General features: G+C 34.3%; 13 protein-coding genes and 3 tRNA genes. 4 read left to right on the top strand and 12 right to left on the bottom strand.

Features of this window, described 5'->3' with window-relative positions; translation table 11 throughout:
* Nucleotides 1-133 precede the first annotated feature (133 nt).
* Nucleotides 134-232 (top strand) — tRNA-Trp (locus WC460_02120).
* 99 nt (nucleotides 233-331) lie between these two features.
* Entirely contained in the window at nucleotides 332-640 is a 309-nt protein-coding gene (locus tag WC460_02115; GenBank protein ID MFA5188138.1) for a hypothetical protein, read from the top strand.
* A gap of 118 nt (nucleotides 641-758) precedes the next feature.
* Here the strand turns inward: WC460_02115 and polA are convergent, their stop codons facing one another.
* A complete protein-coding gene (gene polA, locus WC460_02110; protein ID MFA5188137.1) occupies nucleotides 759-3,524 on the bottom strand; it encodes a DNA polymerase I in 2,766 nt (921 codons plus the stop codon).
* 40 nt (nucleotides 3,525-3,564) lie between these two features.
* Nucleotides 3,565-4,008, bottom strand: coding sequence for a GxxExxY protein (locus WC460_02105; GenBank protein MFA5188136.1), 444 nt, complete (start codon nucleotides 4,006-4,008; stop codon nucleotides 3,565-3,567).
* 114 nt (nucleotides 4,009-4,122) lie between these two features.
* Between WC460_02105 and WC460_02100 the strand changes: the two genes are divergently transcribed.
* Together WC460_02100 and WC460_02095 are read left to right on the top strand one after the other, a co-directional pair.
* Complete coding sequence (locus WC460_02100) at nucleotides 4,123-5,571, top strand: ATP-grasp domain-containing protein (protein MFA5188135.1); 1,449 nt, start codon at nucleotides 4,123-4,125, stop codon at nucleotides 5,569-5,571.
* 5 nt (nucleotides 5,572-5,576) lie between these two features.
* The gene (locus WC460_02095) at nucleotides 5,577-6,437 is read left to right on the top strand and encodes a hypothetical protein (protein ID MFA5188134.1); all 861 of its coding nucleotides are present in this window, start codon (nucleotides 5,577-5,579) and stop codon (nucleotides 6,435-6,437) included.
* 70 nt (nucleotides 6,438-6,507) lie between these two features.
* Here the strand turns inward: WC460_02095 and WC460_02090 are convergent, their stop codons facing one another.
* The 10 genes from WC460_02090 to WC460_02045 all read right to left on the bottom strand — a co-directional run bounded on the left by WC460_02090 (nucleotide 6,508) and on the right by WC460_02045 (nucleotide 12,620).
* Nucleotides 6,508-7,338, bottom strand: a complete 831-nt coding sequence (locus WC460_02090) for a hypothetical protein (protein MFA5188133.1) — start codon at nucleotides 7,336-7,338, stop codon at nucleotides 6,508-6,510.
* Nucleotides 7,339-7,639: 301 nt separating this feature from the next.
* Nucleotides 7,640-7,711 (bottom strand) — tRNA-Cys (locus WC460_02085).
* Between the two features lie 225 nt (nucleotides 7,712-7,936).
* Nucleotides 7,937-8,647 carry a hypothetical protein gene (locus WC460_02080; GenBank protein MFA5188132.1) on the bottom strand — a complete coding sequence of 237 codons (711 nt, stop codon included), beginning with the start codon at nucleotides 8,645-8,647 and terminating at the stop codon, nucleotides 7,937-7,939.
* Between the two features lie 55 nt (nucleotides 8,648-8,702).
* Complete coding sequence (locus WC460_02075; protein ID MFA5188131.1) at nucleotides 8,703-9,203, bottom strand: hypothetical protein; 501 nt, start codon at nucleotides 9,201-9,203, stop codon at nucleotides 8,703-8,705.
* Between the two features lie 151 nt (nucleotides 9,204-9,354).
* The gene (locus WC460_02070; GenBank protein ID MFA5188130.1) at nucleotides 9,355-9,855 is read right to left on the bottom strand and encodes a hypothetical protein; all 501 of its coding nucleotides are present in this window, start codon (nucleotides 9,853-9,855) and stop codon (nucleotides 9,355-9,357) included.
* Nucleotides 9,856-10,060: 205 nt separating this feature from the next.
* The gene (locus WC460_02065; protein MFA5188129.1) at nucleotides 10,061-10,474 is read right to left on the bottom strand and encodes a KOW motif-containing protein; all 414 of its coding nucleotides are present in this window, start codon (nucleotides 10,472-10,474) and stop codon (nucleotides 10,061-10,063) included.
* Nucleotides 10,475-10,531: 57 nt separating this feature from the next.
* Nucleotides 10,532-10,603, bottom strand: a tRNA-Glu gene (locus tag WC460_02060).
* 240 nt (nucleotides 10,604-10,843) lie between these two features.
* Complete coding sequence (locus tag WC460_02055; GenBank protein ID MFA5188128.1) at nucleotides 10,844-11,299, bottom strand: hypothetical protein; 456 nt, start codon at nucleotides 11,297-11,299, stop codon at nucleotides 10,844-10,846.
* Nucleotides 11,300-11,360: 61 nt separating this feature from the next.
* Entirely contained in the window at nucleotides 11,361-12,125 is a 765-nt protein-coding gene (locus WC460_02050) for a pentapeptide repeat-containing protein (GenBank protein ID MFA5188127.1), read from the bottom strand.
* Between the two features lie 6 nt (nucleotides 12,126-12,131).
* Entirely contained in the window at nucleotides 12,132-12,620 is a 489-nt protein-coding gene (locus tag WC460_02045) for a hypothetical protein (GenBank protein ID MFA5188126.1), read from the bottom strand.
* Between the last annotated feature and the right edge of the window lie 2 nt (nucleotides 12,621-12,622).

The raw sequence follows: 12,622 nt of genomic DNA, 5'->3' as shown, positions 1-12,622 counted from the left end.
TCCTATGAGCTACGGTGGGTAAGCATAAGCTGGCATTAAATTGTCGGCTTTTTAAATTTATGCGAATATTTTGAATGCGAATGACGCGAATGGGATTGACAAGGTTGAGAAAATATGATAAATAGTAATCTATGCACTGGTGGCGGAATTGAGACGCGCTAGGTTCCAAACCTAGTGGACTAACTTGCCTATAGGGTAAGAGTCCGTGAGGGTCAGACTCCCTCCCAGTGCGCTCAAATCAAAAATACAGCTTAAGTGTACAAAGTAATTTTTAAAAAAGGAGGATCGAATGTCTAAAAGAGTAAAACTCGTCAGTGGTGAATTCGTAGAAATGGATATCGAATCAGTTTCCAATCAGGATCAAACATTAATCCGCATCGGCGAAAAATTGGTTGCTGGAATTGTGAATTCAGAAGCATGGCATGGTATTTACATCTGGTGCAATGTTAATGGCACCTATAAATATCTTGGTGATATCGTTTTTAAGACGAATGAAGATGGTTCAACAACCTGGCATGTTCTGCCCATGGCGTCGAAAAAAATTCTGGATAAAGCTGCTGAATTATTTGCAAAGCAAGTCAAAAGTTTTGATCCCAAGACAGATTCGCCTGGAGTTTACTTCCTTTCCCATCCTATATAATATGGAAATTAAGTACAATCCTTTCCCTAGTAAATAATATTTACTAGGGATTTTTTTGCGCCAAATGGGGAGGAGTAGAGGTTCGGCCTCCAAATTGGAGGCCGAACCTCTAGCAATTTTATTTGAGTTCACCCCAATTATCGCCGACTTCCACATCTACTTTGATTGGGCATTTGAATTTATAAACATCTTCCATCTCTTTTTTAACAAAGTCAGCGACTTTGGCTGTTTCTTTGTCTGGAACTTCAAAGACTAGTTCGTCGTGGACTTGAAGAATCATTCTTGATTTAGGGGATATTTGAGAGAGTTTAGAGTGAATTTTAATCATGGCCATTTTAATTAAATCAGCGGCAGTGCCTTGGATAGGCATGTTTATGGCCATTCTTTCCGCCGCAGCGGCAATGTTGGGAACACCTGAATGGATGTCAGGCAAGTACCTGCGGCGGCCAAAGAGTGTTTCCACATAACCTTTATCTCTGGCAAAATCTTTAGTTTCTTCAATATATTTTTTTATATTAGGAAATGCCTCAAAATATTTATCAATAAATTCATGGGCTTCTTCACGGGAAATTCCAGTTCTGGCTGCCACGCCATTAGCGCCCATGCCATACATAACCCCAAAATTAATTTCTTTGGCACTGCGCCTGATTTCCTTGGTCACTTCTTCTGGTTTTAAGCCATGAATTTTAGCAGCTGTAATAGTATGAATATCTTCGCCTTCTTTAAATGCTTTTATCATGTTCTGGTCATTTGATAAGGAAGCCACAATTCTTAATTCAATCTGGGAATAATCAGCAGCAACTAACTTATAACCCTTTTCAGCAATAAAGGCTTTGCGTACTTCGCGGCCCAAGGCGGTTTTAATAGGTATATTTTGTAAATTAGGTTCTGAAGAAGACAAGCGGCCTGTGGCAGTGATTGTTTGGTTAAAGCTGGTGTGCACTCTGCCAGTAGATTTTTCAATCAATTGGGGCAAAGCATCAATATAAGTATTTTTTAATTTGCTTAATTCACGGTAATCTGAAATTAAATCAATAATTTTATGCCTGCCTTTGAGTTTTTCCAAAGAAGCAGCATCAGTAGAAAAGCCGGTTTTAATTCTACCAATGCCAGCAGTTGAGATTTGTAATTTATCAAAAAGAATTTCTTTGAGTTGCATTGGTGAAGAAATATTAAATTCCTGGCCTGCTAATTTAAAGATATTTTTAGAAACAGCATCGATGGATTTTTGAATCTTTTTGGAAAAGATTTTTAAGTATTGAGGATCTATTTTAATTCCATCCTGTTCCATACTAATTAAAACCGGGATTAAAGGCATTTCAATTTCAGAAAATAACTTGATAAACTTTTCACTTTCTAACTTTTTACTTAATAAAATATACAGACGCCAGGTAAAATCAGCATCTTCACAAGAATATTCAGAGAGTTTGGCTAAGGGGACTTGGGTAATGGGTGTTTTTTTATTATTGGTAAGATCAGCAAAGGAAATCATCTGGTGTCCCAGTTCTGTAAAAGCAAGATTATCCAAACTATGAGCGCGTGAACCAGGATTTAAAACATAAGAAGCAATCATGGTATCAAAGGCCAGATTATTAACTTCCAGCCCTTGATTAATTAACATTTCAGAATCAAATTTGAGATTATGTCCGATCTTGGCAATTTTTTTATCAGCAAAAATGGGTGATAATTTTTTTAACCAGGCCTGATTTATTTTTATTTCTTCAAATAAACCTTCGCCTTTAACTTCAGCAATTGGTAAGTAATAAGCTAAGCCTACTTGCCAGCAAAAGCTAATGCCCATAAGCTTGGAATTAAAAGGATCCAGGCCGGTTGTCTCTGTATCAAAGCAGAATTCTTTTTGTTTTTTTAGTGATGTAAGGAAAACTTCTAAATCTTTGTCTGTTTGAATTGTCTGATAATTAACCCCAGCTGTCATGGTGAGCCCTTCGGCTTTGCTCAGGGCAAGCCTAGTCGAACCATCAGCTGGGGCTGGCGCTGATTCTCCAGGCAGTTTATTTAACAAACTGGTAAATTGATAATTTTGAAAAAGATTGATCAGGCCCTGTTTGTCGTAAGGTTTTATTTTAGCATCGGCTAATTTAAATTCTATCGGGGCATTAAGTACAATAGTGGCGAGTTTCTGGCTTAAATATGCTTCTTCTTTATGATCAATTAATTTTTGGCGCACAGAATCAGAGAATTTTTTGCTTTGGATATTTTTGTAAAGATTGTCCAAAGTTTTAAATTGGGTTAAAAGTTGGATAGCTGTTTTTTCGCCAATGCCTTTAACTCCAGGGATATTATCAGAGGGATCGCCTTTAAGCGCTTTATAATCAATCATTTGATTTGGCTTTAAGCCATCGTATCTTTGCATGACATTTTTTTCATCATAAATAATTGTATCTGAAATGCCGCGTTTTAAAGAATAGACTTTAGTGTTGTCATCAATTAACTGCAAAGTATCAAGGTCGCCGGTCACAATAATGGTTTCAATTTCCGGCTTATTCACTTCTGCATGGTGAGCAATTGTGCCAATCACATCATCAGCCTCAAAGCCATCTAATTCATAAATTGGTACCTTAAATAATTTAAGCACTTCCTTAATTTTGGGTATCTGGTCATAAAGTTCTTGAGGCGCTTTGACACGTGTGGCCTTATATTCTTTATAAATTTCATCACGAAAAGTTTTTTTTGCTTTATCAAAAGTAACTGCCACGTATTCTGGTTTAATGTCTTTGAGCGCTTTTAAGAAAATGGTAATAAAACCATAGACAGCATTAACCAGCTCGCCAGTTTTTGTGGTGAGCGGCGGCAAGGCGTGAAAAGCGCGGTGGACCAGGGCATTGCCGTCGATGAGGATGAATTTTTGTTTTGCCTTCGGCATATGATACAAATATGCAAATATTATGACGAATATTTACAAATTAATATTTGAATAATTCTCTAACTTTATTAAGGTTTATTTCTGTTTCATTTTTACTAATTTTATTATTTTCATTTAAGATTCTAATAAACCTAACACCTTTAGGAGTAAAAATAGCCATGATTGCCAATTTTTTATTAGTGGATTTAAGATAGCCTTTTACCTGATTAAAACTTTGTTTAGTAAAATATTTTCCGATTTTTAATTCTAATACGATTTTATCTTCAATTAAAAAATCAAGTATTCCTTTACCAATTTTATTGTCTTTATATTTTACATCAAAAGGCACTTGCCGCTTAAATCTGATATGCTTCAAATCTAAGGCCTTTGCCACAGCACTGTCATAATATTTTTCTTGGTAACCATAACCCAGTTCATTATAAACATCAAATAAAACACCCACTATTTCATAAGATAATTCTGGATAAATCACTTTATTTGTCATAATACCCTTATTAATATTTGTAATAATTTGTATTTGATTTGTATATTTGTAACATCTTCATTCTATCACTTTTTTCTGCTTTTAAAAAGGCATATTTTTTGTTAAAATAAAGACATGTTAAATATAAAAACTTATCAAGATTTCTCCAGATTTTTAGAGAAAAAATTAAATCCCAAAGCGACTGTTTTTGGCGTGGGCGTGACTGCCTTTATGCGTTTTTTCCCTGGGCTTTTTTTAAAAAATTTTAAAGTCATTACTTTTAAAGATTCAAAGGATAATAAAGTTCTGGAAAAATATGCTGACATTTTTTGTTTAAAAAAAAGAAAGCCCAATATAAAATTAAAGTTTTCAAACGCCAATAATCTTTTACGCAATAAAACAGTGAGGAATTATATCGCTAACTTTGAAGGAAAGAAAATTTTATTTTTATACAGATCTAATAATAATATCCAAAATGCTGTCAGGCCGTTAGGCGTAGAAATAATCGCCAATAAGTCAAAGGTAAATAAAATTTTTGAAAACAAGGCGAGTTTTAGAAAAGTTATGGATAAGGTAGGAATAAAACCGATTGCGGGCAATATTTTTGAATTCTCAGAATTTTATAGTAAAGATTATAAATTTTTCAGAAAAAAATATGGCCCTAAATTTGTAATTCAACTTCCAGATTTTATGCTAGGCGGCGGCAAAGGGACTTTATTTATAAAAAATGAGAAAGAGTTTAAAAAATTTAAAGCCCAGATTAAAGAAGGGAAATTCCATGGCAAGGTTTTAACTCTAGTGAATGTTACAAGATTTATTACTGGTTTAAGCTGTAGCGTGGCTTGTTGCGCTACTAAGTACGGGACTTTGGTTTCTAAAATTCAAAGGCAGATTATTGATATACCTCAAGTGATTTCTCCCAAGAAAGGCAACGGGCTTTTTTGCGGCCATGTTTTTGGGTCAGAATTAAATGCCAAAATTGTTAAACAATCACAAGTGATTGCTCAAGGATTGGGCAAGCATATGTACAAGCAAGGCTATAAAGGAATTTTTGGCATTGACTTGATTGTTAATCAAAAAGCCAATAAAGTTTATCTGGTTGAATGTAATGCGCGTTATACTGGGGCGTTTCCCATTTTATCCATGATTCATTTGAAATATAAAATTATTCCCATGGATTTTTTTCATTTTTTAGAATTTTTGGATATTCCTTATAAGATTAATGTAAGCCAATTAAATAAAATGTATCAAAAGCCAATTTCTGGCAGTCACCTTGTTTTATCCAATACCAAAGATTACGATTTAATTGTAAAAAACGAACTGGAAGTCGGAGTTTATAATTTTAACCCTAAAAATAAAACGATTATTTTTAAAAAAGAGGCAATCTTTTACGATGATTTAAAAAGCGATAATGATTTTATTTTAGTTGATGGAGTGCCTAAAAAGAAAACTATAATAAAAAAATGGAGCCGTTTGGCTCGTATTACGCACGCTTTGTTTAAGAGAAATATTTTACAAAGTAATGGGCAATTAAAGCCTAAATATTTGCAGATAGTTAAGACGATTTATAAAAATTTATTTTAAAAATCATGAATATAATTATTGTCAGGACAAAAAGGGGTTTTAAATATGCGTTCAAGATTCAGGAGCATATAATAAGGCAGGGGTTTAATTGTTATATTGCCCGTCGCGGGGAATTAAAGCAAGTTATCAAAAAATACAATTTAATGCCAGGCAATACGTTAATTCATTCCCGCACAGCCGGTAGGATTACCAATAAAAAATTAGCTGAAATTGAAGCCATGGGTTTTAAAATTATTAATTCTGTTAAAACTTTAGAACTTACTAGTAATAAGTATAAAGCTAATGCCTGGGCGGCAAAAAATAATATTCCCGCAGCCAGAACGCGCAAGGTCAAAAGAGAAGATTTAGAAACAATAAAAAAGCTGTTAGCCAAATACAAAGTTTTAGTTTTAAAACCAATCCATAGCCAGGGACAAGGTGTTTTTTGTCAAAAAATTGATTCTAATATTACTGAAAAAGAATTGCTTGAAAAGGTTAATATTGTGCCTGGCGAGAATATCCAGGTTCAGGAATTTATTGAATACACAAAGTTAATCAGGGTTATTGTAATTGATTATAAGGCACTAGATAATGCTTATACTTATGATATGCCAAATCAGAGCTGGAAATGCAGTGTTTGCCTTAACCCTAAGATAAAAAAATACATTCCCGAAAGCGATAAATTAAAAAAACTGGCGGAAAAGACAGCCAGAGCATTTAAAGCCCAAGTTAACTTTATTGATTTTTTTGAGGATAAAAGGGGCAATTTTATTTTAAATGAAATTAATACGGCCTGCAGTTTATTTATACACGAAAGAGTTACGGGCGTGCCAATCCATAAATATATTGGGAATTTTTTAATGAAAGAGGTGAAAAAAATGAATTAAATTTTAAAAAACGCCTAGAAAAAAATCTAGGCGTTTTTTTATTTCTAAGAAATAAATTTTGGGCGCATGCTTATTGAACTAATTTAATATGTTTTTGGGGAATGTCAGCGGGAATTAAAATCTCAGGATGATAGATTGTTTCCGGCAAATTATCTGGCGCGCCTTTTAGTAAATGGTAATCTGAAGCAGAATAAATCTCTTCTTTAAAATCTTCGGCATTTTTAATATTATTGTTATCTTCAGCCCATTCAGGTTCTCTGTACCATTTTAAAAAATCTTTGAGCGTAATTAATTTCTGCCAGTAATATTTAGCCTGCTCTTCTCCTGCATCTTCTCTGGTCCAGCCGCGATCCATTAAGTCTTGTATTCTGACAATATACTCCAAGTCACCCACATAGCATTTTTCCGGGTCAACTTTTATTTCCAGGACTTCACCCGGATATTTATTCTTTAGATAAACAGGATCGTTAACTTTTGCTTTGTATTCTGCCAGTGTTTTTACGCCCATTTCTTTTAATATATATCGCGCACCTTCTGAAAAAGCTGTAAATTCCTGTCCAATAGCAAAGTCACCTTTTTTTATAAATCTTCTATCTGCGCCAAGCAGGCCATGGCCACGCTCCAAAAAGGGATAGGCGTAGATATTATTGCGGCTTAGGCCTAGTTTTTTTAAATTTTCCGGGAGATACTGGTCTATCAATTTATTCCTTTTCTTCATTTCTTCATTCCTGCCCTTGCCTTTTGATTCAATCCTGGCTTTTAAGCCGGTTTGATTAATCGGTGGCAGAAATTCGATTTTTGTCTCATGAAAAACACTGACAAAATTAGGCGGGGCTTCAATTTTATCTCTGGTAATAATGCTTTCTTGAGGTTGTTCTTTGAGAACAAATTTTTCCGTCATAATAACTTTATAAAAGTTATCTTAGCCCAGATGAGCTACCAAAAATATTTAACGCTTTAGGCCTGAGTGGGAGTTGCCCTCCTTCGTTAAAACTATGGAGGGCAGGCACTCTGCATAGAGGTTTTGTCCGCCTTCGCTCCTACGGAGCTTCGGAGGATCTAAATAGATATTGACTGGCCGAAGCAAATTTACATGGAGGCCTGAGTGGGAGTTGCACCCACGCATAAGGGTTTTGTCCTCCTACGCTCTAAGAGCTACGGAGGACCTTAGATTTTGACCTGCCGTAGCAAACAACGTCTTTAGGTCTGGATGGGAATTGCACCCATGTATAGAGGTTTTGCAGACCTCTGCCTTACTGCTTGGCTACCAGACCATAATTTGCGAAGGCAGGCAGACCCTTGCCTTACTACTTGGCTATCAGGCCATAATTTTAATTTGCGGAGGCCGGCAGACCTCTGCCTTACCCGGCTTCGGCTCGGATGTAATTTTATAATAACAGAAAAGCTTGTCTGCCCAGCCGAGACGAGCTATCTGGCCGAGATTATAAAAACTTACCCTGGGTAAGTTTTCTTTAGCTTAACATTTTTAAAGAGTTTTTTCAAGTCTGAGAAGATGAAAAGTCGGGCTTAAAAGTGGCATTCAAAGCCAGATAAAAAGAAAAAACGCGGATAATATTTAAATCGCGATCTTCCAACGGCTGATTTTTTTTAAATAATAATAACATAATGCCAATATCCCGCTTGTGCATATAAACCGGCTTAATGACAAAATCATATTTTTTCAGCAGATTTTCGGTTAAGCCGAGTTCCTTAAAAAATAATTCGTTGGCTGCCCCCTGGCTATGTCTAAATTCTTTAGCACCAGTGCGGGCTAAAATTTCCAAAGCGTTTTTTACCTCAGAATTTTTTTGTTGATCTATATATATTTTAAATTCCAGCGGCGGATTAAGATGTAAAAAACCTGCTTTAGCTCCAAGCAGGGTGATTAATTGTTTAAAAATGCCAGAAGCAGTTTCATGAATGGGCCGGTGGGCTGATTGATCCAAAGAAGCAATGTCCAGTTCTAACAAGGCATCAATTTTTCTATTAATTTGCCCAATATACTGGTAGGCTTCGGTTAGCTGTTCAATTTGGGCTGTTTGCTGTTTTTCTTTTTTGTCTATAATGTAAAAAACTAACGCCATCAGAAAGCTGGTCAAAATTAAACTTGCCAAAACATCAAAAATCGCATTGCTGATTGATTTGTGAAAATAAAATACTGTAAAGATATCAATTATAATTATAAAAAAAATAACGATTCCAAGAACCATTATTTTTAACGAGTTATATCTTTTAGTAAGGAGGCGGTCAATTAAGGTCATGAATTTAATCTTTATAAATCTCAACTGTTAATTTTTTTAAGCCGAATTTTTTAGCTTTTTCAATTGAGTTCATCCAAATATCCAGGCGGCTATTATAGCGTTCATGCATCCGATCAACAACAGTATATACTTTGTCAGGATCCAGGTCTGGAAATTTTACTTTTGCGCCAAATGGCAAGAAATTAGCAGCTACAACATTTTCCACATTATGTTTGCATAAATCATACCCGCTGGCAGAGATGCAGGGCGTGTTATCAGTCAGTTCAGACACACTCGCATAGGCAGTAACATAAAGCCTTAATATTTCAGGCTTATCTTTTGTGTCAAAACTAACAACTTTTTGGATTTGCCGGAAATAGTCATTGGTATTTAAATCAAAATATGCCCAGGATGAAATTTTAGGCAAACAAAAAATTGCAACAAAAATTGCAAAAATTAAAACCAAGAGACTTTTTCCTTTAAAAGCTTTGGTTAACAAATAAACCTTAAAGCTAATCAATTTCATAATTTGTTAATCATTTATTAAGTTAATTATAACACGAAAACAAAAAATCAGCTGTTAATAAGTCAAAACTGGGGAAACATTCATTTAGCTTCAACAAAAAAACCCGCTCATTTAATGACGCGGAGTTTTTTTGTTAAGAGCAGAGACAGAGTTATTTGTAAATTTCCATCTTTAAGGTTTTTATACCAAATTGTCTTGCGAGTGCTATGTCTTTCATCCAGATATCAGCGCGATATGAATAGCGCGCATTCATTCTGTCTTGGACAGTATAAATAGTATTAGGATCATAATCAGGGAATCTAACTTTTGTGCCAAATGGCAAGAAATTAGCAGCAATCACATTTTGTTGGTTATTTGCGCATAAATCAAAGTCATTAGCTGTTAAACAGGGAGTTGAGTCAGTTTGACCTGGTAAACTATTATAAGCTGTGACTGGCACATTTACTGTTCTGACTAGTTGGCCTAATTTTTGCTGAAATTCAGCTTGTTTAACCTCAGCAAGTGATTTTGCATCTAAGGTTTGAGCCTCAGAAGTTAGCCTTGGGAAGGCAAATTGCCAGATTATTGCTAAAATTAGCAAGAATACGATTGATTTTTCTAATAGATTATGGGAAATCTTAAGAAATTTTAGATTAAATTGTCTAAAAATCATAGGAATTGGGGGTAAATTTTGAATTAGGATTATATAGTTTTGCATAGTCTATATAATAGCATAAATAAATGAATTTGTCAATACGAAAAGCCGATCTGATTTGACCGGCCGGCGCTGACAAATAAATAGATTTCTTATTTGAATTATAGCAAATATCCTAAAATTAGCAAGTAAAAAGCCGATCTCATTGGATTTAAAGATCGGCTTAGTCGCATAGTTTTATTTCTCCTGCTCTGGCAGTAGCGTGCCCAAAAACAATGCGGTTATCGGAATTTACCTTATGATTATTTATTGTTTCATTACCCCTAATCGTGTATAGGACCGAATGCGGTTCTCTATTAAGATTACCAGGTTTTGCATAGTTGATATTAGAGATTACACCTACAAAACCCTTATCTTTGCCTCCTATTACTTCTACTTTGTCATTGAGCTTAAAAGCTTCTTTAGGATAGCCATGAATTTCAGGGCACTGTAATGCCTCGAGTGAGGAACTAAATTTATCATGGCAAACCTGGCACTCAAACACTACGGGCTTATCATCTTTGGGCAAAAGCAAGATTATCACCTCCTTTTTTAAGTTTGAATAATTAAGATTAGCAGATATTTTTAAAAATGTCAAGATTCTTTGGATCTTAATTAAAAAAACAACCTAAAATTTGGTTGTTCTTTAAACTAATACCGCCAAGGGGAATCGGACCCCTGTTACCAGGATGAAAACCTGGTGTCCTAACCACTAGACGATGGCGGCGTAAATTGGGTAATAAGAAATAAGTAATATGTAATATGGATAGGAATATTAATTTATAAATTTATCCAATCCTTATTACCTATTTCATATTACGTATTTCTCTAAACTAAAAATCCCTAACAAGTGGGATTATATAGCTATTATAGGGTAAATTTGAGAGAATGTCAATGATTAATTTGTCTTGATAATTTGAAAAAAATAGCAGTAAATAGGTGCCTAAATATTTCAAAATAAATATAACTATTTTTGATCGTACCATTTACCGGATAATAGTATTTTTAAAGATTTAATTGTGTTGTCCAGCTCTTCTTCATCAGGGTTGGTTTCTAAAAAATAAACCACATGCTTTAAAATTTGTTTAAGAGAATATAATATCAATTCGGTTTCTTCTTCTCCATTTTTGCCATAAATTTTATTAATTTTTTCTTCAAGATTATCTAAATTTATATCTTCATCTCTCAAAAGATTTGGCCTTACTCTCGCAACACAATTTTTAGCCGCAAGAATAAAAGGCATTAAAGGGGCTTCTTTTACTTGTTGTATTGCATCAAAAAATTCATTGGGATCAATAACTTCAAGGCTATCTTTTTGAAGATTTTCTTTTAGTATTTCTGCCACTTTTTTAACATCTGCTTTTTTCCTTGCTTCTTCAAATCGGGAACCGGCATCAATAATTTTTCCATTCTCTTTTTTCATATTTAGATAGAAATTAAGTAGTTTTCAAATGTTTTTTGTTGCTCCATAATTCGTCTAATAGTTAATCTTTAATTTCTATAACCGCTATTTCAAAAAAATCTTCTAGTGCTTTTTGTGGCCCTTTTTCTTTTACTTCTTTTAGAAATTCAGCTTGGGCTGCTTTATTTGTTAATTGGATTGATTGAACTATGGTTTCAATTTGGCTGGCGGCTATTTGCATTCCTTCAAGCGTAACTGGGTCAATAATTTTGATCTTATCAATTTTTGTTTCGGAAAAATCAATTTGATTTAAATCACAGCACGATATTTCTGCTTCGCTTAAATCCGCCATTGGGAATAGTGCTTCACAACCTGAGCCGCCGCCAAAATCAGCATTTAGCCATTTGGTTTTTTTAAAATTACCAGCAGTGCCGACAAAATTAAAAAAACCACTAAAGTCCTCTGGTTGTGGTATTTTACCGGCTTCACGTTGGCGTTTTCTTTTGACATCTAAATTTTCCGTAAAACCAAAAGTTGCTCCCTCGGCATTAACGCGGGCAAAAATAGTGTCTAGGGAATAATCAGAAATAACAGTGTCTGTAAAATCAGCGTTTTTGATGTTGGCGCCTTCTTTTTTCGTTTGATCATATAAATTTACGCCTCGAATATCAGACCCACGAAAATTTTTGCCTTCAAAATTTAAACCTGATAAATCAAGTCCCAGCAAATTACAATTTTCTAAGTTTTCATTCTTTTTGATCCTGCCAATGACATCTTCTCTGGTTAATTTCTCGGATTTTTTAACTTCTGGCATGGGAGATTGAAAATTATTTTCAAAGTTTTCCATAAATTTTTATATTCTATTTTTAGCTAGCCACTCATTAAAACCTTTGTAGAATTTACCATTAATTTTTAAATCTTTATTGATGACTTCTTTACTTTGATTATTTACAATTTCTAAACTTTTCTGTGGCGTGAAAATTTTAGTGGGTTTTACCGCAATTTCTGTATCGGACTTTCCGTCCCATTCATTAATATGGAATAAGTTTTTTAAACCCTTATCCCAAGTGGCATCTAAGATTTTCCAGTTTCCATCTATTTTTATTTCTAAGTAAGAATGGGTACAGTCATCGTCGTGAGGAATCTTTTTTAATTCAGCAGGAAGATTCAGTTCGCTCCATAAAAAAACGCAAACACGATATCTGGCTTCGTAGCTATTTTCTGTCAGTAAGTTAAGTAATTTTTCGTGTTTGCCACTGCAACAATTATTTTCCTCGTTCCATTGCAAAGGGATTTTATAAGGGATATCACGAATTGAAGTAAATAATGAAATTAAATCCATAT

This window comes from Patescibacteria group bacterium (assembly GCA_041651155.1).
GTDB lineage: Bacteria > Patescibacteriota > Patescibacteriia > CAIXNZ01 > CAIXNZ01 > JAPLYF01.
This window is presented reverse-complemented; position numbering and strand designations above follow the sequence as displayed.

What these genes read in the sequence shown, in the direction of transcription:
- WC460_02070 (MFA5188130.1), bottom strand. Translation starts at nt 9,855, where the DNA reads ATGATTTTTAGACAATTTAATCTAAAATTTCTTAAGATTTCCCATAAT.
- WC460_02090 (MFA5188133.1), bottom strand. Translation starts at nt 7,338, where the DNA reads ATGACGGAAAAATTTGTTCTCAAAGAACAACCTCAAGAAAGCATTATT.
- WC460_02050 (MFA5188127.1), bottom strand. Translation starts at nt 12,125, where the DNA reads ATGGAAAACTTTGAAAATAATTTTCAATCTCCCATGCCAGAAGTTAAA.
- WC460_02055 (MFA5188128.1), bottom strand. Translation starts at nt 11,299, where the DNA reads ATGAAAAAAGAGAATGGAAAAATTATTGATGCCGGTTCCCGATTTGAA.
- WC460_02115 (MFA5188138.1), top strand. Translation starts at nt 332, where the DNA reads ATGGATATCGAATCAGTTTCCAATCAGGATCAAACATTAATCCGCATC.
- WC460_02045 (MFA5188126.1), bottom strand. Translation starts at nt 12,620, where the DNA reads ATGGATTTAATTTCATTATTTACTTCAATTCGTGATATCCCTTATAAA.
- polA (MFA5188137.1), bottom strand. Translation starts at nt 3,524, where the DNA reads ATGCCGAAGGCAAAACAAAAATTCATCCTCATCGACGGCAATGCCCTG.
- WC460_02080 (MFA5188132.1), bottom strand. Translation starts at nt 8,647, where the DNA reads ATGGTTCTTGGAATCGTTATTTTTTTTATAATTATAATTGATATCTTT.
- WC460_02095 (MFA5188134.1), top strand. Translation starts at nt 5,577, where the DNA reads ATGAATATAATTATTGTCAGGACAAAAAGGGGTTTTAAATATGCGTTC.
- WC460_02100 (MFA5188135.1), top strand. Translation starts at nt 4,123, where the DNA reads ATGTTAAATATAAAAACTTATCAAGATTTCTCCAGATTTTTAGAGAAA.
- WC460_02105 (MFA5188136.1), bottom strand. Translation starts at nt 4,008, where the DNA reads ATGACAAATAAAGTGATTTATCCAGAATTATCTTATGAAATAGTGGGT.
- WC460_02075 (MFA5188131.1), bottom strand. Translation starts at nt 9,203, where the DNA reads ATGAAATTGATTAGCTTTAAGGTTTATTTGTTAACCAAAGCTTTTAAA.